Source organism: Microbacterium sp. CFBP 13617 (assembly GCF_014839445.1).
Taxonomy (GTDB): Bacteria; Actinomycetota; Actinomycetes; order Actinomycetales; family Microbacteriaceae; genus Microbacterium.
The window spans coordinates 69,292-86,633 of record NZ_JACYNW010000001.1 but is presented as its reverse complement, the minus strand read 5'-3'; the positions used below and the strand labels follow the sequence as shown (position 1 = coordinate 86,633).

At 70.1% G+C, this 17,342-nt stretch carries 18 protein-coding genes and 1 pseudogene; 11 read left to right on the top strand and 8 right to left on the bottom strand.

Annotated elements, in window-relative coordinates; all coding sequences use genetic code 11:
- Positions 1-3 precede the first annotated feature (3 nt).
- On the bottom strand, positions 4-186 hold the full coding sequence (locus IFU40_RS00380; RefSeq protein ID WP_055831919.1) for a DUF3073 family protein: 183 nt from the start codon (positions 184-186) through the stop codon (positions 4-6).
- Between the two features lie 166 nt (positions 187-352).
- Here IFU40_RS00380 and IFU40_RS00375 point away from each other — a divergent pair, with 166 nt between their 5' ends.
- A complete protein-coding gene (locus IFU40_RS00375; RefSeq protein ID WP_055831918.1) occupies positions 353-871 on the top strand; it encodes a universal stress protein in 519 nt (172 codons plus the stop codon).
- Between the two features lie 4 nt (positions 872-875).
- On the opposite strand, the gene IFU40_RS00370 is transcribed toward IFU40_RS00375, so the two are convergent.
- From IFU40_RS00370 to IFU40_RS00360, 3 genes are all read right to left on the bottom strand, one after another.
- Complete coding sequence (locus IFU40_RS00370) at positions 876-1,481, bottom strand: PadR family transcriptional regulator (RefSeq protein ID WP_055831916.1); 606 nt, start codon at positions 1,479-1,481, stop codon at positions 876-878.
- Positions 1,481-2,326 (bottom strand): DUF4097 family beta strand repeat-containing protein, encoded by an 846-nt coding sequence (locus IFU40_RS00365; RefSeq protein ID WP_055831914.1) that lies wholly within the window; start codon positions 2,324-2,326, stop codon positions 1,481-1,483. The genes IFU40_RS00370 and IFU40_RS00365 overlap by 1 nt, the downstream gene beginning before the upstream one ends.
- Before the next feature lie 227 nt (positions 2,327-2,553).
- A complete protein-coding gene (locus IFU40_RS00360) occupies positions 2,554-2,718 on the bottom strand; it encodes a hypothetical protein (RefSeq protein ID WP_181016006.1) in 165 nt (54 codons plus the stop codon).
- Between the two features lie 251 nt (positions 2,719-2,969).
- On the opposite strand from IFU40_RS00360, the gene IFU40_RS00355 reads away from it, so the two are divergent.
- The 4 genes from IFU40_RS00355 to IFU40_RS00340 all read left to right on the top strand — a co-directional run bounded on the left by IFU40_RS00355 (position 2,970) and on the right by IFU40_RS00340 (position 6,111).
- Positions 2,970-3,239 (top strand): DUF7218 family protein, encoded by a 270-nt coding sequence (locus tag IFU40_RS00355; protein WP_191924996.1) that lies wholly within the window; start codon positions 2,970-2,972, stop codon positions 3,237-3,239.
- Between the two features lie 3 nt (positions 3,240-3,242).
- Complete coding sequence (locus IFU40_RS00350) at positions 3,243-4,208, top strand: DNA topoisomerase IB (protein WP_191924995.1); 966 nt, start codon at positions 3,243-3,245, stop codon at positions 4,206-4,208.
- Between the two features lie 68 nt (positions 4,209-4,276).
- The gene (locus IFU40_RS00345; protein WP_191924994.1) at positions 4,277-5,347 is read left to right on the top strand and encodes a substrate-binding domain-containing protein; all 1,071 of its coding nucleotides are present in this window, start codon (positions 4,277-4,279) and stop codon (positions 5,345-5,347) included.
- Positions 5,348-5,454: 107 nt separating this feature from the next.
- Complete coding sequence (locus tag IFU40_RS00340; protein ID WP_055831908.1) at positions 5,455-6,111, top strand: hypothetical protein; 657 nt, start codon at positions 5,455-5,457, stop codon at positions 6,109-6,111.
- A 60-nt stretch (positions 6,112-6,171) separates the two neighbouring features.
- On the opposite strand, the gene IFU40_RS00335 is transcribed toward IFU40_RS00340, so the two are convergent.
- Entirely contained in the window at positions 6,172-7,008 is an 837-nt protein-coding gene (locus IFU40_RS00335; RefSeq protein WP_191924993.1) for an inositol monophosphatase family protein, read from the bottom strand.
- 160 nt (positions 7,009-7,168) lie between these two features.
- Here IFU40_RS00335 and IFU40_RS00330 point away from each other — a divergent pair, with 160 nt between their 5' ends.
- The 6 genes from IFU40_RS00330 (at position 7,169) to IFU40_RS00305 (ending at position 14,470) form a co-directional block, all read left to right on the top strand.
- Positions 7,169-8,113, top strand: coding sequence for a carbohydrate ABC transporter permease (locus IFU40_RS00330; RefSeq protein WP_055831904.1), 945 nt, complete (start codon positions 7,169-7,171; stop codon positions 8,111-8,113).
- Positions 8,113-8,949, top strand: coding sequence for a carbohydrate ABC transporter permease (locus tag IFU40_RS00325; protein WP_055831903.1), 837 nt, complete (start codon positions 8,113-8,115; stop codon positions 8,947-8,949). Before IFU40_RS00330 ends, IFU40_RS00325 begins: the two co-directional genes overlap by 1 nt.
- Before the next feature lie 23 nt (positions 8,950-8,972).
- Complete coding sequence (locus IFU40_RS00320) at positions 8,973-10,319, top strand: ABC transporter substrate-binding protein (protein WP_191924992.1); 1,347 nt, start codon at positions 8,973-8,975, stop codon at positions 10,317-10,319.
- A gap of 83 nt (positions 10,320-10,402) precedes the next feature.
- Positions 10,403-10,768: a fluoride efflux transporter FluC gene (locus IFU40_RS00315; RefSeq protein ID WP_191925523.1), complete on the top strand. Its 366-nt coding sequence runs from the start codon at positions 10,403-10,405 to the stop codon at positions 10,766-10,768.
- Positions 10,765-11,130, top strand: coding sequence for a fluoride efflux transporter FluC (locus IFU40_RS00310; protein WP_191924991.1), 366 nt, complete (start codon positions 10,765-10,767; stop codon positions 11,128-11,130). The genes IFU40_RS00315 and IFU40_RS00310 overlap by 4 nt, the downstream gene beginning before the upstream one ends.
- 178 nt (positions 11,131-11,308) lie before the next feature.
- Positions 11,309-14,470, top strand: coding sequence for an efflux RND transporter permease subunit (locus IFU40_RS00305; RefSeq protein ID WP_191924990.1), 3,162 nt, complete (start codon positions 11,309-11,311; stop codon positions 14,468-14,470).
- Positions 14,471-14,915: 445 nt separating this feature from the next.
- Here the strand turns inward: IFU40_RS00305 and IFU40_RS16680 are convergent.
- The 3 genes and pseudogenes from IFU40_RS16680 to IFU40_RS00295 all read right to left on the bottom strand — a co-directional run.
- Positions 14,916-15,452, bottom strand: a pseudogene (locus IFU40_RS16680) (DUF998 domain-containing protein); the annotation flags it as partial.
- 334 nt (positions 15,453-15,786) lie between these two features.
- The gene (locus tag IFU40_RS00300; RefSeq protein WP_191924989.1) at positions 15,787-16,692 is read right to left on the bottom strand and encodes an aldose 1-epimerase family protein; all 906 of its coding nucleotides are present in this window, start codon (positions 16,690-16,692) and stop codon (positions 15,787-15,789) included.
- Positions 16,689-17,315 carry an antibiotic biosynthesis monooxygenase gene (locus tag IFU40_RS00295; protein WP_191924988.1) on the bottom strand — a complete coding sequence of 209 codons (627 nt, stop codon included), beginning with the start codon at positions 17,313-17,315 and terminating at the stop codon, positions 16,689-16,691. The genes IFU40_RS00300 and IFU40_RS00295 overlap by 4 nt, the downstream gene beginning before the upstream one ends.
- Between the last annotated feature and the right edge of the window lie 27 nt (positions 17,316-17,342).

Sequence of the window (17,342 nt, the reverse complement as noted above, 5' to 3'; positions counted from 1 at the left end):
GCGTTACGCCTTCTCGTCTTCGTAGGTGCCGCTGTACTCGTCGGCCCACTTGTCGACGTACGCGTCTTCACCCGCTTCGGGTGCACCCAGTTCGCGCTCGAGAGCCGAGTAGTTCACCGAATAGGTGTCGTACTTCAGCTCACGGGCGATCTTGGTGTTCTTCGCCTTCTGACGGCCACGCCCCATGCGAGACCCCCTCACGATCGACGTCGAGGGCCGTGCTTCGGGCCCTGCGTATTGCGGTTCCGGACCGAGCCGGTAAGAGTAACACCCAGGATATCACGGCGCCTTCCTCCCCAGCCGTCGGGCGGGATGCCGGCGACGTGGCCGCACCGACGAAAGGCCCGCGCGCATGACCGACTCCCCTCGCCCGCACACGGCTTCCGGCCCGGTGATCGCCGGCGTCGTGCCCGGTCAGTCCCCCCGAGTCGTGCGGGAAGCGGCGCGGTACGCAGCGCTCGCCCAGGCGGAACTCGTGATCGCCTACGTCGACACCACCCGGTTCGTGGCGTTCGAAGACCCCGACGGCTACGTGCATTCGTCGACCGTCGATGTGGCGGGAGCCGCGGCGAAGGCGGCACTCGACGAGGTGCAGCGGGCAGCGACCGAGATCCTCGCGGGCGATCCGACGCCGTGGCGCGTGCGCCCGGTGATCGGCGACCCGGCTCTGGCGTTGATCGGCCTCGCCGACGAGCTCGGCGCCTCGCTGCTGGTCGTCGGAACGCGGAAGCGGGGGTTGGGCGAGTCGCTGCGCGAGTTCCTCACGGGCTCCGTGGCCGCCCGGCTCACCCACCGGCAGAACCGTCCGGTGCTGGTGGTTCCGGTGAGCGAGGCGGCCGGCCCCGAGGAGCAACTGCCCTGGGAGAGCTGACCGGTCAGCCGCGCATGGCGCGGGTGACCGCGTCGGACGCCTGGCGCAGCGCCGTCTCGATGTCGTCGACTCCGGATGCCGCGAGCTCGCCGCCGCGCGAGACGTGCGCCCGAAGCTCCGAGCGCACGCGCCCGCGGAACTCGTTGATCGCCGCATCGGCGCGAGACAGCTGCTCGCGACTGCGGGAACGGGCGTCGTCGACGGGGGCGGACTGCGCGTGCTCGCGTTCCTCACGGGAGGCGGCGGCGAGGTCGGCGCGCAGGCTCCGCATGGCGTCGCGCACGCTGCCGCGCACCTCGTCGGCGATGAGGCGGACGCTGTCGGCCAACCCCGCCTGGATGCCTTCGAGGTCGCCCGCGCGGGAGGCGACCTCGGCGCGACCGGCGTCGGTGATCTCGTAGACCGTCTTGCGGCCGTCGACGGTCTTGGTGACCAGGCCTTCTTCTTCGAGCTTCGCCAGACGCGGATAGATGGTGCCGGCCGAGGGCGAGTAGGTGCCTCCGGTGCGCTCGCCGAGTGCCTGCATGAGGTCGTATCCGTGCCGGGGCGATTCGTCGAGCAGGCTCAGGATGTAGAGGCGAAGGTCGCCGTGCGAGAAGACGGGGCTCATCACCACTCCTCCTCTCCGGCGAGTTCCTCGGGACGCAGGCCCGAGATGCCGCGGCGTAGCACCGTGATCTCGCCCGAGACGGTGTTCGCGCGCACGTCGACGAACGACCCCGCGAGGGTGCCGGTCGAGCCGGTGTAGTTGGTCGGACCGGAGCCCGAACGCACGTGACCGTCGATCTGCACGCGCCCGCTCACCGAGCGGGAGACGTAGTTGGCGGGCAGCGAGCGATCCAGGCGCACGGTGGCGGTGCCGTTGACGGAGTTGAGGCTGATCGACTGGGTCGCACCCGTGGAGTCGACGAGCATCGCGCCCGAGACGGTGTCGATCGACGCCTTGGTGACGGCGCCGGTGACGGCCACGTCGCCCGAGACGCTGTTGGCGCTGAGGGCGCCCTCGAGCTCGCGCACCTGCACGTCGCCCGAGACGGCGTTGAGGGTGACGTCGCCGACGAGGCCGTCGACGATGATGTCGCCCGAGACCGTGTTGAGGCGGGCGTCGGTGCGCAGGCCCGAGACGAGTGCACTCGCGCTGACGACGCCGAGGGTGAGGGCGACCGTACGGGGAACGGCGACGCTGACCTCGGCCTTGGGGCCGCCGGCGCCGAAGTTGCGGAACACCTCGAGGAAGTTGTCCCACCGCAGCTGCGGGTGGTCGATCTCGAGGCGGCCGTCGATCATCTCGATGCGCAGGTCTTTGACGGTGACGCCGTGCACCTCGATGCGCGCGTCGGGCTCGTCATGCGCGATGACGTCGACCTGTCCGCCGACGAGGCCGATCTTGAGTTCGCGCAGCGACTCGATGTCGATGACGCGGGTCTCGCCGGGATGGACGATCCATTTCTCCATGCTGGTGCTCCTTACTCGCGATATATCGCGTTAGCGACAGTATCGAGATATATCGCGAGTTCGTCAAGACCCCATGCGGTGATGGCGCAGGGGCGCTGCTCGCGCGGCAGCGCCGCCCCGCGAAAACACGGATGCCACGCCCTCACCGAGGACGTGGCATCCGGGGCGGGGGAACCCGCCGGGGGAGAGGGGTGGCGCGCACCCGAAACGCGCCGCTCCTCGGTGAGTCAGACGGGCTTGCGACCGCTGATGAGGCGGAACAACAGCACGATGAGGGCGATGAGGCCGACGATGATCGCGATCCAGAGCAGGAAGCTCGCGGCCTGGCTCAGTCCGCTGACCACGGCGATGACGATCGCGGCGACGATGATGATGATCAGGAAGATGTTCATGGGGGGACTCCTTGCTGTGTCCGCGTCGAGACGCGGATGCTGTGCCCGCGTCGAAACACGGAACCGGCGAGTGGTTGATTCCACCGTGTCACCACCCCTCGGATGACCGCGCGGGGGTTGACGATCCTATGAGTCCGCTGTTAGCCGGGCTCGCGCGCGATAACACGGTCGCTCGGCCGCGCCGTGTCAACCCCGACAGACCCCGTACCCGGCGGGTCGTAGCGTCGGTGCTCCGACGGAGGGAGGCGGCCATGCCGGAAGGGCGAGGATCGCGCAGCGTGAAAGACCCCGATCTCTACGAGGCCCTGCGCGCTCAGGGCGACTTGAAAGAGAAGGCCGCCCGCATCTCCAACGCGGCGGCGGCCCGGGGCCGCGGCTCGGTGGGGGCGACGGGCGGGAAGGCCGAGAACTATGCGGACCGCACCGTCGCCGAGCTGAGAGCGCGGGCGAAGGAGCTCGGACTCACCGGCTACTCGGGCAAGAAGAAGGCGGAGCTGATCGACATGCTCCGCGACCACTGACGCATGCCGCGCCTTCTGCGCGTACGTCCCTACGAGGACCCGGGCTATCGGCGGGTTCGATCGGGCTCGGGCTTCCGGTTCGTCGATCACACGGGTGCCGCCGCGCCCGAGCGTGATTCGGAGCGTGCGCGGGGTCTGGTCATCCCTCCCGCGTGGCGTGAGGTGTGGATCGCGAGAGACGCGAACGCCCACATCCAGGCCGTCGGGACCGACGAGGCCGGACGCCGGCAGTACACGTATCACGCCGACTGGTCGAAGCGACAGGACAAGGGCAAGTTCGCGCGTGCTCTGCAGCTGGCCGAGTCGCTGCCGCGGGCGAGAGCGCGCGTGACGCAATCGCTGCGCCGCAGCGAGGGGGACCGCGAGCGGGTGCTGGCGGTGTCGTTCCGCTTCCTCGACCTGGTCGCCCCGCGCGTCGGCAACGCCCGCTACTTCGTCACGAACGGCAGCCGCGGCCTCACGACCCTGCAGCGCCGCGATGCGACGGTCGAGGGCGACATGATCCGCCTGTCGTTCCCGGCCAAGAGCGGCAAGCGCGCCGATCTGACGCTGCACGACGAAGAGCTTGCCTCGCTCGTCGCTGAGCTGGCGCTCGGTCGCTCGCGCGCGGCTCTGCTCAGCTATACACGCGGGCGCCGCCGCGTTCCGCTCACGCCCGGTGACGTCAACGCGTACGTGCGCTCGCTGACGGGCGGGCCGTTCAGCGCGAAGGACTTCCGCACGCTGCGCGGCACGATCCTCGCCGCGGAATCGCTCGCGAAGGTCGGCGCGGTCGGAGGCAAGAACGAGCGCAAGAAGGCCGAGATCGCCGCGGTGCGCGCGACCGCCGAGGCGCTGGGCAACACTCCCGCCGTGGCCCGGTCGAGCTACATCGACCCCCGCGTCTTCTCGCTGTACCGCAAGGGGCGCACGATGGAACTGGGCGGGTCGAAGGACGCCGCGATCCGGCGTCTCATCCTGGGTGAGTGACCGCCGGGCGCTGCGGCATCCGGCTCGCGGGGCGACCGCGCGGGGCACCCGACCGCTAGCGTGAAGGGGTGCGAGACGACACCCCCGATGACGGTGCGCCGTCCGCCCGCGCATCGACGCCGCGCTCGACCGGGGCCGTCCCCACCATCCACGATGTGGCCGCGGCCGCGGGGGTCTCGAAGTCGGTCGTCTCTCGCGCGCTCTCCGGCGTTCCGGGGGTCGCCGCACAGACCGTCGAGCGCGTGCGTCAGGCGGCCGCCGGCCTCGGGTACGTGCCCAACGCCCACGCGCGGGGGATGTCGGCTCGCCGCAGTCACACGCTCGGGGTGTTCGTCCGCGACGCCGCGACACCGTTCTACGGGCACCTGCTCACCGCGTTCCAGGAGCAGGCGGCGGCGCGCGGATACCGCGTGGTGACGGCGACCGGGGCGGGGTCGTTCTCGATCGACGACGAGCGCCGTGCTCTCGAGACCCTCGTCGCCCTGCGGGTGGAGGGCCTCATCGTCTGCAGTGGCGCCCTCCCGGTCGAAGACATCACGCCTTTCGCCCGGCGCATCCCGACGGTGGTGGCGGGACGCCCCGAAGAGGATCCGACGGTGAGCAGCGTCTACTGCGACGAGGTGAGCGGGGGGCGGGCCCTGGCCGACCACGTGGCCGATCTCGGTCACCGGCGGGTCGCCGTGATGACCTTCACCCCTCGATCGTCGATCACGCAGTCGCGGCGCACCCACGCGATGGCGGAGCGTCTTCGCGAACGCGGTGTCGACGTGGTGACGTTCGGCGGCGACGAGGCCGGACCGGGCTTCGACGGAGCGGGCGGCATCGTCGCCTCCGTCCTCGAGGCGGGCGGGGTCACTGCCTTCATGACCCCCAGCGACGCGTGGGCGGTCGCTGTGCTCGAGGTTCTCCGCCGGCGGGGGATCGCGGTGCCCGGGCAGCTCTCGGTGACCGGGTACGACGGCGTCACTCCGTTCATGACGTCACTTCTCGGCCTCACCTCGTGGCGTCAGCCGCTCCGCACGATCGGGCGCCTGTCGGTGAACGCGGTGGTCGATCAGATCGACGGCATCGCCACGACCGTGGGTCACGTGGCGATCGACGGCACGCTCGTCGCCGGTCGCACGGCCGTCGCCGTGTGACCCGCGTCACCCGTCGTTCATCGACCGGATGCCGTCGCGTCGATCGCGACATGCGTGTTCTGCGCAGAATAGGGAACGTTCCCTATTCCCCTTGATCGAGAGACCGCATGAACGACCACATCGCCCACAAGCTGCCCCGAGACAATAGCGACCCATTCCGCTACGGCATCTACCTGCGCCCCGATGCGAGAACGTGCCGCGCCGTCACCGTCGTCACCGACCAACTGCGCGCGCAGTACGGGCTGCTCTCGTCGGGGGTCTTCCCCCCGCATGCCACGCTCGTGGGCAGTCAGCCCTTCGGTTTCTCGGAGCCCGCCGTCATCGACGCGATCACCGCGCTGCTCGCCGGGCGTCCGGCCTTCGCCGTGCACAATGCGGGCGTCCGACCGCAGGGGCGGGGGTACGTCTACGACGTCAGCGAGAATCCCGACGGTTCCGTGAACGACGACCTGGTGAGTCTCGCCCGCGACATCGAGGCCGCGGTCGCGCCCTTCCGTGTTCCGATGAACAACCCGCTGCCCAACGACTTCGTGCCCGAGTCGTACCGCGGGCACCTCTCTCTCGCCTCGCACGACCTCTACGTGCGCCCCGATCTGTACGAGGAGGTGGGGGCCTTCATCGAAGAACTCGAGGTGCCCGTCCCCGATGGCTTCGCCGGGCGGACCGTCGTGATGTACCGAACCTCCAGCCCCGACTGGTCGGGGCGCTGGTGGCAGACGATGACGTGGGAACACGTGCGTACTTGGTGGCTGGCCGACGCGTAGGTGGGCCCCGGGGATCCGGATGCCGCTCGGTCGCGGCATCCGGATCCGATCAGCGCTCGATCAGCGTCCGATCGCCATTCGCTCCGCCGAGAGCTCACGCACACGCTCGATGAGCGCGCCGTGCTCTCCGCCCGCCCCCTGCGCGACGTAGTCGACGCTCTCTTGCGCACGGTCGACCGAGACGCCCGCGCGAAAACCGGTGTAGGCGCCACCCGCCCGTCGGAGGATGTGGGCGCCCGCCGCCACGTCCCAGGGTTTCGTGTCGAAGCCCATCGTCGCGTCGGACCACCCGGCCGCCACGTGGGCGAGGTTCAGGGCGCCGCTGCCGGTGCTGTGATGGTGCTGGTACGTGCGGGTGATCTCGGCAAGCAGGGTGAACGCCCCCTCGCCGAGCAGGTCGACGTCGTGCTGGTTGGGGAAGCTGGTGAGCAGCGTGGACCGCTCCAGCGAGGCGGACGCCGAGGTCATCGGCATCCCGTTCCGTTCGGCGCTCGAGGCCCCGGCGGCGAACATGTTGTCGGCGACCGGGTCGTAGACGACGCCCGCCACGACCTCGCCGTCGAGCTCGGCGGCGATCGAGATGCACCAGTAGGCCAGCCCCCGCGCGAAGTTCGCGGTGCCGTCGATGGGGTCGATGATCCAGCGGAGCGGTGCGTCTCCGGAGCTTCCCGTCTCTTCGCCGAGGATCTCCGAACCGGGCGCACCGCTGCGCAGGATCGCGGCGATCTCGGCCTCGGCCGCCCTGTCGTGTGCCGTCACGACGTCGTGCACATCGCGCTTGAACGACACGTCCATGTCGGAGCGGAACGCGGCGAGCAGTGCCGTGGCCGCCGTGCGCGCGGCTGTTTCCGCGAGGGCGCGGAGCTCGTCGGGGTCGGGATGGGGGTGGTTCGTCATGGTTCTCCTCGGGGTGTCAGGGGGATTGATTCAGGTGCTCGTGAACGCGGAATGAACGCTCGGCGACCGCTCGCCAGTCGCCTTGACCGGGTCTCGCGAGCTGTCGCAGAGTGAGTCCGTCATCGAAAAGGGAACGTTCCCTATGACGGAAAGGTAACCGATGTCGCTCTCGATCCTCGACCGCCGGCGCACGTTCGCCGAGCGCCGGCGACCGGCCTCGACGCCCGCCTGGCGGCGCGCCGACCGACGCGTGGGGGCGGCTCTCCTGGTCCCCGCTCTCGCGGTCTTCGCCGTGTTCGTGTTCTACCCCCTCGCGAAGGTCGTCTGGCTGAGCGCGCAGGGGACCGACATCTTCGGTCAGGCCGCAGGCTTCGTGGGGGTCAAGAACTTCGCGACGATCTTCAGCGACCCGCAGTTCGGCGACACGCTGTGGCGGACGGGCGTCTTCTGCGTCGCCGTCGTGGTCGGCCGCATCGTCGTCGGATTGCTCATCGTCATCCCGTTGACCGCGAAGCTCCGCGGCATCCGGATTTTCCGGGCCCTCCTCACCTCGCCTCTCGTGGCGTCGGTCTCGGTGGCATCCGTCGCCTTCGCGGCGATGCTCGCGCCGGCCGGCGGCCTGGTCAACTCCGTCATCACCGGCTTCGGCGGGACCGCGGTGCCGTGGCTCACGAGTACCCAATGGGCGATGCCGAGCGTGATCGCCGTCACGGTGTGGGGCTCGCTCGGCTTCACGGTGCTGCTGCTGCTCGGGGCCTTCGGCGCGATCGACCCCGACGTGATCGAGGCGGCGCACCTGGACGGCGCGGGCCCGCTCCGCACGCTCTGGTCGATCTCGCTGCCACTGATCACGCCGACGCTGTTCTTCATCGCCGTGACGGGGGCTGTGGAAGCGCTCACGACTTTCGGGCAGATCCAGATCCTCACCGGGGGTGGACCGGCCGACTCCACGACGACGTTGGTCTACACGATCTACCAGTCGGCGTTCGGTGCGGGCAGCGCGAACTTCGGCATCGCCGCCGCGGTCGGGGTGGTGCTGTTCCTGCTGGTGCTCGGCCTCTCCCTGGTGCAGTTCGGCGTGCTCGAGAAGCGGGTGAACTACTGATGGCGCGGCCCCGGTCCGCTCGCGCACGCGTGCGCAGCGCCCTGCTCTACACCTGGCTCGTCGTCGCGGTGGTCGTGGTCTGCTTCCCGCTCTACTACATCTTCGAAGGCGCCCTCACGCCCACGGCCTGGCTCGACGAAGGGCTCGAGGGTCTCCTGCCGATTCACCTGACCCTCGACAACGTCATCCGCGCCACGCAGGTGATCCCGCTCGGGCACCAGTTCCTCAACAGCCTCATCGTGACGCTCGTGCAGACCTTCTTCCAGATCGCGATCGGAATCGCCAGCGCCTACGCCCTCGTCTTCTGCGGGTTGAGGGGGACGCGCGCACTGTTCCTGTTGATCCTGTCGAGCATGATGGTGCCGGGCGAGACGATCCTCATCGCGAACTACCTGACGATCTCGTCGTGGCGGCTGATCGACACCCTGCCGGCGGTGTTCCTGCCCTTCCTGGCGTCGGCGCTGAGCATCTTCCTCTTCCGCCAGGCATTCCTGAGCTTCCCGGGGGAATTGCGCGAGGCGGCTGTCCTCGACGGCGCGGGGCACGTCCGATTCATCCGGTCGATGCTGCTGCCGATCGTGCAGCCGACCCTCATCTCGGTGACCCTCGTCAGCGCGACCGCCGCATGGAACGGGTTCTTCTGGCCGCTGCTCGTGACGAACTCGCCCGAGAACCGCACGGTGCAGGTCGGCATCGCCCAGCTCTCCAGCGCCGAGGCCGCCGATGTCGGGGTCGTCCTCGCCGGTGCGGCCATGGTCACCCTCCCCGTTCTCGTCCTCGTGCTGCTCGCGCAGCGCTTCCTCGCCGGCGGCATCACCGCCGGCGCCCTCAAGTAGCCCCACAGAAAGAAGCCCGAGCCATGTCCCACCGCCCTCGCGTCCTGACCGCGGCGACCCCCGCCGGCGCCGTCGTCCTCCTCTCCCTCGCCGGATGCGCGACATCCGGATCCGCACCCGGTGCCGACTCCGGACCCGTGACCCTGCAGTTCTGGCACGAGATGAGCGGACCGGCGGCCACCGAGCTCGACGCCCTCGTGTCGCAGTTCAACAGTCAGGAGGACGGCAAGATCACCGTCGAGTCGTCGTTCCAGGGCTCGTACGCCGACGCCCAGACGAAGTACACCGCCGCGGTGCAGTCGGGCACGACGCCCGACGTGCTGATGATGAACGACATCTCGACCGGCTTCATGGTCGATTCGAAGAAGACGGTGCCGCTGTCGACCTTCACCGCCGATGACCCCTCGTTCTCTCTCGACAGCTTCCCCCCTGTCGTCAGCGCGTACTACGCCGACGGCTCGGGCGGGCTGGCTGCCATGCCCTTCGCGGTCTCGCAGCCCGTGCTCTACCTCAGCCGCGACCTCGTGACCCGTGCCGGTCTCGACCCCGAGGTGCCGCCGCAGACCCTCGCGGAGGTCGCGTCGTGGGCCGAGAAGATCCATGCGGCGACGGGGGCGTCGGGTCTCACGATGAACATGTCGGACTCGTGGATGATCGAGCAGATGACGGCCGCGGGTGGCGAGGAGTTCTGCACCCCCGACAACGGTCGTGGATCCGACCGGGTCACCGGCCTCGAACTCACCTCGCCCTCCCAGGTGACGTTCATGCGACAGCTGCAGACGCTGTTCCAGGACGGCACCATGCTCAACCCCGGCACCGACAACAGCGCGATGGTCTCGGCCTTCGCCAGCGGCAAAGTGGGCATGATGCTGACCTCCACCGGTGCGTACACGGCGGCGGATCCGACCAAGACCGCGTCGAAGGTCGCGGCCTTCCCCTCCACCGCCGAGTCTGGCGACGCCGGGGTGGTCGTGGGCGGCAACGCGCTGTGGATCTCGGGGGAGGGGCACTCCGACGCGCAGCAGCGCGCGGCGTACGCCTTCGTCAGCTTCCTGCACTCCGCCGAGGTCCAGGCGGCCTGGTCGAGTGCCACCGGGTATCTCGCGTCGAACACGGAAGCGGCGTCGACGTCGACCGGCATCGCGTCGCTCGCCGATCCGAACGTCACGGCCATGGCCGACCAGCTCGCGAGCACCCCGGCGTCGGACGCGGCTGCGGGATGCCGCACGGGTGCCTTCCCCTCGCTGCGCTCCACCGTGATCGGCGCGTTCACCCAGGTCGCCGAGGGCGCCGACGTGACCTCGACGATGGCGGATGCCGAAGAGAAGGCCGCCGACCAGATCGCCGCCTACAACACCGCCGCGGGCTGATCCGCCGCGCCGACAGGCCTCTGGGCCCGTGACCCCCGAGCCTCGTCGCCCGGGGGTCACGGGCGTAGGGTGGCGCGGTGAGCATGTGGCGTGACGTCGTCCTCGTCGCCGTCGGCGGTGCCATCGGCACGGCGATCCGCGCCGGTGTCACCCTGGCGCTCGGCGACGACCTCGGCCCGGCTCTGGTGCCCATCATCAACGTCGTGGGGGCGTTCGCGATTGGTGTGCTGTTCGGCTGGAGGTCCCGGATGCCGGGATCCGCGCGCGCGCAGCGCGTGCAGCTGTTCGTGGGCACCGGGGTGCTCGGCGGGTTCACGACGTACAGTGCGCTCGCCGTCGAAGCGGCCGGGCCGGCCCTGCTGTGGTGGGGCGTGGGCACGGTGGCGCTGGGGACCGCGGCGGCCTGGGGTGGCCTGATGTGGGGCCGCGGCGGACGGCGGCAGCGATGAATCCCCTCGTCTTCGGGGCCGTGGCCCTCGCCGGTGGGGTCGGTGCGGCCCTGCGGTTCCTCCTCGACACGGCGGTGCGACGCGTGACGGGCGAGCGCTTCCCCTGGGGGATCCTCGTGGTGAACGTCTCGGGCGCGTTCGTGCTCGGCATCCTGAGCATGCTCCCGGCTGACGAGGCGTGGCGCTGGATCGTGGGCACGGGGCTGCTGGGCGGGTACACGACCTTCAGCGCCGTCGCGGTGACGACGGTGCTGCTCGCCGAGGAAGGCCGCGGACGCACCGCGACGAACTACGCCGCGGTCTCGTTCGCGGGGTCGTTGTTCGCGGCGGCGGCGGGTCTCGCGCTCGGCTCGCTCGTCTGAGGGGCCCGGCCCTCACGGGCTCGGCGGCCTCGTCGGGGATCAGCGGCCGGTCACCGCCCGCGTCGCACGCCGCCTTCTGCGCATCGCGGCCATCGGGGCGGATCCCGCGGGGAAGGCCCGTGTGATACTTACTGTCGATACATCTCTGTATCGAAACTCGACCCCCGAAGGGTGCTTCGTGTCGTATCTGGCCGTTCTGAGCCTGAAGAACCGCGCCCTCATCGCCCTGGTCACCATCGTGGCGGCGATCTTCGGCGGGCTCGCGCTGACGAGTCTCAAGCAGGAGCTCATCCCCTCGATCGAGTTCCCCCAGCTCGCGGTCGTGACGACCTATCCCGGTGCCTCGCCCGAGGTCGTCGAGGCCGATGTGTCGACGCCCATCGAGAACGCGATCCGAGGGGTCGAGGGGCTCGAGTCGACCACCGCCACGAGCACGACGAACTCGTCGATCGTGTCGGCGTCGTTCACCTACGGCACCGACCTCGCCGCCGCCCAGCAGAAGATCCTCGCGGCGATCGCGCGCATCAACGACCAGCTGCCCGAGTCGGCCGACACCACCGTCGCCTCGGCGAGCATCGACGACTTCCCCGTCATCCAGCTGGCGGTCACCGGCTTCACCGATGCTCAGGCCACCCAGGCCACCCTCGAGACGAGCGTCGTGCCCGACCTCGAAGACGTCGACGGCGTCAACGGGGCGCAGATCGTCGGCGGCATCGGCCAGCGCGTGACCATCACCCCGGATGCCACCCGGCTCGGCGAGCGGGGATTCAGCCAGCAGTCGATCACCGACGCCCTCGACGCCAACGGCGTGCTGTTCCCCGGTGGTTCGCTCACGCAGAACGACCAGACCCTGACGGTGCAGACAGGTACCAAGCTCACCAGCGTCGACGAGATCACCGCCCTTCCCCTCGTTCCGAGCGACGCGTCGCAGTTCCAGGCGGGTCGCACGACCATCGGCGACGTCGCGACGGTCGCCCTGCAGACCGACCCGGTCACGACGCTCTCTCGCGTCGACGGGCAGCCGGCGCTCACCATCGCCGTCACCAAGCTCCCCGCCGCCAACACCGTCGATGTCTCGCGCGGAGTGCTCGCGGCCCTGCCCGCCCTCGAGAGCTCCCTCGGTGAGGGCGCGACGTTCACCGTCGTCTTCGATCAGGCGCCGTTCGTGCAGCAGTCCATCGAGGCGCTCGCGCAGGAGGGCCTTCTGGGCCTCGTCTTCGCCGTCGTCGTGATCCTGGTGTTCCTCATGTCGGTGCGCTCGACGCTCGTGACGGCGATCTCGATCCCCACGAGCGTGCTCATCACCTTCGTGGGTCTGCAGGCCTTCGGGTACTCCCTGAACATCCTGACCCTCGGCGCCCTCACCATCGCCATCGGCCGCGTCGTCGACGACTCCATCGTCGTGATCGAGAACATCAAACGGCACTACGTCGGAGACGCCGACAAGATCCCCACGATCATCCGCGCGGTGCGCGAGGTGGCGGCCGCGATCACGGCATCCACGATCACCTCCGTCGCGGTGTTCCTGCCCATCGCGTTCGTCGGTGACGTCACCGGTGAGCTGTTCCGCCCGTTCGCGCTGACCGTGACGATCGCGATGGCCGCGTCGCTGCTGGTGTCGCTGACGATCGTGCCCGTGCTGGCGTCGTGGTTCCTGCGGCCCGGCAAGGTGGTCCGCGACGCCGAGGGCAACGCGATCGACCCCGAAGCTCCGGATGCCCCGCCTTCGCGCCTGCAGAAGGCGTACGTGCCGGTGCTGAGCTGGACGCTGAAGCACTCGGGAGTGACTCTTCTGCTGGCCGTGCTCGTGCTCGGCGGCACCCTCGCCACCGTGCCCCTGTTGAAGACCGACTTCCTCGGCGACTCGGGCCAGAACACCTTCACCGTCACCCAGAAGATCGGCTCCGCCCCCAGCCTGGATGCCGAGGACGCGGCCGCGCAGAAAGTCGAGGCCGTGCTGCTCGACACCGACGGGGTCGAGACCGTGCAGACCTCGATCGGCTCGAGCGGATCGGCGCTGCGCGACGCCTTCTCGGGCGGCGGGTCGGGGATCACGTACTCGATCACCTCGCAGTCGGGCGTCGATCAGGTCGACCTGCGCGAACGCGTGCGCACCGAGCTCGAAGCCCTCACCGACGCCGGTGAGATCGAGGTCGCGGCCTCGGGCGGGGGCTTCGGTTCCACCGCCATCACCATCGACGTCACCTCGGCCGACTCGTCATCGCTCCAGCAGGCCAGCGATGCGGTCGTGAACGGTCTGCAGGGACGCGACGGCATCGGTCAGGTCACCAGCAGCCTGTCGGCGTCGCTCCCGTTCGTCTCCGTGCGCGTGAACCGCGACGCGGCGGCCGAGCGCGGCCTGTCGGAGCGCGCCGTGGGCGCCCTCGTGTCGAACACGCAGCAGCCCCGCCAGGCCGGCACCGTCGAGCTCGACGGTCGGGGGGTGACGGTGTACCTCGCCGCCGCGAACCCGCCCGCCACGATCGACGACCTGCGCGCGCTCGAGATCCCCACGGCGAGCGGCCCGGTGCGCCTCGACGAGATCGCGACCGTCGAAGAGAGTCAGACCCCGCCGTCGATCACGACGTCGCGGGGGCTCCGCACCGCCACCATCACCGTCACCCCCACCACCGACGACCTCGGCAGCTCGTCGGCCAGCGTCACCTCGGCCCTCGCCGACGTGCAGCTGCCCGAGGGGTCCACCGCCGAGGTGGGCGGTGCCGTGACCGACCAGCAGGACGCCTTCACCCAGCTCGGCCTCGCCCTGCTCGCGGCGATCCTGATCGTCTACGTCGTCATGGTCGCGACCTTCAAGTCGCTGCGTCAGCCGCTCGAGCTTCTCGTGTCGGTGCCGTTCGCGGCGACCGGCGCCATCCTCATGCTGCTCATCACCGGGGTGCCCCTGGGTGTGGCCGGAATGATCGGTGCGCTCATGCTCGTCGGCATCGTCGTCACCAACGCCATCGTGCTCATCGACCTGGTCAACCAGTACCGGGCACGGGGACTCAGCGTGCGCGACGCGACCATCGTCGGCGGGGCCAGGCGTCTGCGCCCCATCCTCATGACCGCGCTCGCCGCGATCTTCGCGCTCGTGCCGATGGCCCTGGGCATCACGGGCCACGGCGGATTCATCTCGCAGCCGTTGGCGGTCGTGGTGATCGGTGGCCTGGTGTCGTCGACGTTCCTGACGCTGCTCGTGCTGCCGACCCTCTACAACCTCATCGAGGGAGCAAGCGAGCGGCGCCGGGAGCGACGGGCGGCCCGAGGGGAAGAGTCCGACGAGACGCCGACCGACGACGCCCACCCGCTGAGCCGCCGAGAGCTGCGCGGGAGCCGCTGACCCGGCCCGGGCCCGTTACCGTACGCCGGCGTGGCACCGGGCCCCCGCACGTTGCTGTCGACGCGGCGCGGTCGCTCGGCGCGGGCGCGGGCGGGGTGGTGAGCGTGGGCATCATCGGGACCTGAACCACGGATGCCGTGGCGTGCGAGGTGTCGCGGGCTTCGGGGCGGAAAGCCCCGAGGCCTCCCGCCGGGGCGAGAGCACGTGCGACGAGCGGCACCGGCGGTGTCGTGCTCGACGCGCGGCCGACCTCGGTGACCGACACCGCTCCCAGGGCCCCGGGGCGCGGTGCGCGGGCGCTCGACGAGACGGAGCCCGCGCGGCGCGCGATCGACGACCGGTGCGCGCGGCGGCGGGGGGCGAGGTGCGCGACATGGGGGGTCCCGGCATCCGGCGCTCGAACGGCCGTCGCCTGGGCCGAGGCGAGGATGTGCGTGAACATGCCCGCCCACGCGAACATCGCGGCGCACGCGATGGTCTCGAACAGGGCGAGGTTGATCGTCGCCGACACGAACAGTGCGATCGAGATGACCAACCACACCAGAGCGACGCCCGTGCTGATGGCCATGCGCTTGCCGAGGCGGTGGAACAGGACGGGCGAGGTGAGCAGCAGCGCCAGGAAGCCGAGCACCATCGAACCCGCGACCCGGTCGTGCAGGTCTTTGTCGGTGTTGAGAGGAATGCAGCCGACGAGGGCGAGATTCACGCCGATGACATTGAGGCAGAGGAAGGCGATGGTCGCGGCTCCCCGGCGCGCCGGTCCGCGACCGAGGCGGCGGACATCGCGGCGCACGCGGAAGGCGAAATACACGACGATCATTCCGCTGACCTTGAGCGTGTTGTTGAAGAATGCGGCCGAAAGGTCGTGGAACGTCCCCAACTGGCTGAAGTGCAGCTGCCACCACAGCGGGTCGCTCGTCGTCGCGATCGACAGCAGCAGGCCGCCCACCAGGACGATCAACGCCGCAGCGCCGACGTGCATCGTGGGCACGGCGTCGAGGCGTCGGACGACTCCGCGCAGGCGCAGGCGCGGGATCGAGGGCGAGGAAGGGACGGCGGATCGGAGCGCGGTGCTCATGGCGGGGGATCTTTCCTCAGGACGGAACGAGCGTCCCCCCACACCGCGGGACCCTCGGCCCCCGTCGGCTCATTCGGGTATCAACCGAGGGAACCGTGGTCCTCGGCCGCCCCCGGCCTTGACGGAAACCGTCACTCGAATGGTAACGTTCGCGGCGCGTTATTGGGAAAGGGGTTGCCTGAGGATATCCCTGATCATCTGCACATTCCGTGTCCCCCAAATGGGGGACAAGGAATGCTCACGAGTGAAAGACGATGCCCCATTCCCGGGTGAGCGAAGCCCCCGGATCGAGGGTGTCGAGGTCGAGTCCCGAGGCGAAGGCATTCGCCGGGGCGGTCATCGGCTCGATCGCCACGGCGAGGGGCTGGCCGGGGTACCGATCGGTCGTGAACACCTGCGCCCAACGGAACCCATCGTCCTGCCAGAGCTCCACGGCGCGTCCGTCGGGCGCGGTCAGGGTGTGCCGCGCGCGGCCCTCGGCGTCGCGCTCGAGGCCGCGGTAGCCGTTGTCGAGCGAGGCGTCGCCCAGGCGTCGGCCCGCGCGCAGGTCGTTCGTCTCGTCTACCGACACCTCGTCGACCGGGATCTTGCGGTCGTCGAGCACGAGCGTGGTCGTGCCGGTGGACTGTACGACGAGATCGGCGGTGTCGACCCCGCCGATCTGCAGGTAGGGGTGCACGCCGAGCGCGACCGGGGCGACCGTCGCTCCGACGTTCTCGATGACGTGCGTGACCTGCAGGCCATCGGGCTGCAGCGCGAACGTCACCCGGGTGCGCAGGTGGAACGGGTATCCGGTCTGCGGAACGACGTCGGCGCCGAGCACGAGGCGGTCGGTCGTGTGCTCGATGGGCTGGTACGTGCCGAAGCGCAACAACCCGTGGCTGGCGTTGCCGAGGGCGGGCTCACTGATGGCGAGCTGCCGTTCGACCCCGTCGAAGGTGTACCTGCCGTCGCGGATGCGGTTCGGCCAGGGGACCAGCACGACGCCGGATGCCGCGGGCGTGGGTGCGTCGTCGGCGTAACGCGGAACCAGGTCGACGCGGTCGACCGTGAGCGCCCGCAGCGCCGCGCCCACCTGGGCGATCTCGGCGGACGCGTGGTCGGTGCGCAGATGGAAGCGGTGTCCGGTGGGGTCGGCGGTCATGACGAGGCCTTTCTCGGGCGGGGCGGGCGCTGCAGCCAGGGGCGCAGCAGGCGGGTGACCCACGGGAGCACCGCGTAGGTCATGACGGGCGTGAGCATGAGGGTGGTCGCGAGCACGCGCAGCACCAGGGGAACCTCGGTGAAACCGGGCACGAAGCCCAGCAGCCAGGAGGCCAGCAGGTTGGTGGGGAAGAACCCGACCCAGATCGTCACCGCCTGCTTCCACCGCGGGGGAGCGGACGGGACCGGTTGCTGCACCGGTTGGGTCCCGGCATCCGTCGTCGCCTCCATGATCGAGCCGAACGGGGCGTCGAACCACCCCTCGATCCCGGTGCGTCGCTCCACGCGTTCCTCGCGGGCGAACGGGCGCCCCGAATCGAGCCACCATTGACGCTGCGTCGAGGTGTCCCACTGCTCGAGCGTCGTGATGTCGCGGAACCGGTAGAGCATGTACCAGAGGTCGCTGTCTTCGCCAGCGCGCACCCAGCCCGAGCCGAGGAAGCCGGGGAACGCGGTCGCGAGGTCGGTGCCGGCCTGCATCCAGGAGGTCGCTTCGGCGGTGCGCGTCGGGTCGATGCGCCGCTCGATCGCCACCGTGATGGGGTGGGCGTCGGTGTCTGCCATGGGTCCATCTTCGTCCACGCCGGGCGT

Bases quoted from the DNA above. Each gene is read 5' to 3' on its own strand.
- IFU40_RS00380 (WP_055831919.1), bottom strand. From the start codon at position 186: ATGGGGCGTGGCCGTCAGAAGGCGAAGAACACCAAGATCGCCCGTGAG.
- IFU40_RS00375 (WP_055831918.1), top strand. From the start codon at position 353: ATGACCGACTCCCCTCGCCCGCACACGGCTTCCGGCCCGGTGATCGCC.
- IFU40_RS00370 (WP_055831916.1), bottom strand. From the start codon at position 1,481: ATGAGCCCCGTCTTCTCGCACGGCGACCTTCGCCTCTACATCCTGAGC.
- IFU40_RS00365 (WP_055831914.1), bottom strand. From the start codon at position 2,326: ATGGAGAAATGGATCGTCCATCCCGGCGAGACCCGCGTCATCGACATC.
- IFU40_RS00360 (WP_181016006.1), bottom strand. From the start codon at position 2,718: ATGAACATCTTCCTGATCATCATCATCGTCGCCGCGATCGTCATCGCC.
- IFU40_RS00355 (WP_191924996.1), top strand. From the start codon at position 2,970: ATGCCGGAAGGGCGAGGATCGCGCAGCGTGAAAGACCCCGATCTCTAC.
- IFU40_RS00350 (WP_191924995.1), top strand. From the start codon at position 3,243: ATGCCGCGCCTTCTGCGCGTACGTCCCTACGAGGACCCGGGCTATCGG.
- IFU40_RS00340 (WP_055831908.1), top strand. From the start codon at position 5,455: ATGAACGACCACATCGCCCACAAGCTGCCCCGAGACAATAGCGACCCA.
- IFU40_RS00335 (WP_191924993.1), bottom strand. From the start codon at position 7,008: ATGACGAACCACCCCCATCCCGACCCCGACGAGCTCCGCGCCCTCGCG.
- IFU40_RS00330 (WP_055831904.1), top strand. From the start codon at position 7,169: ATGTCGCTCTCGATCCTCGACCGCCGGCGCACGTTCGCCGAGCGCCGG.
- IFU40_RS00325 (WP_055831903.1), top strand. From the start codon at position 8,113: ATGGCGCGGCCCCGGTCCGCTCGCGCACGCGTGCGCAGCGCCCTGCTC.
- IFU40_RS00320 (WP_191924992.1), top strand. From the start codon at position 8,973: ATGTCCCACCGCCCTCGCGTCCTGACCGCGGCGACCCCCGCCGGCGCC.
- IFU40_RS00315 (WP_191925523.1), top strand. From the start codon at position 10,403: ATGTGGCGTGACGTCGTCCTCGTCGCCGTCGGCGGTGCCATCGGCACG.
- IFU40_RS00310 (WP_191924991.1), top strand. From the start codon at position 10,765: ATGAATCCCCTCGTCTTCGGGGCCGTGGCCCTCGCCGGTGGGGTCGGT.
- IFU40_RS00300 (WP_191924989.1), bottom strand. From the start codon at position 16,692: ATGACCGCCGACCCCACCGGACACCGCTTCCATCTGCGCACCGACCAC.
- IFU40_RS00295 (WP_191924988.1), bottom strand. From the start codon at position 17,315: ATGGCAGACACCGACGCCCACCCCATCACGGTGGCGATCGAGCGGCGC.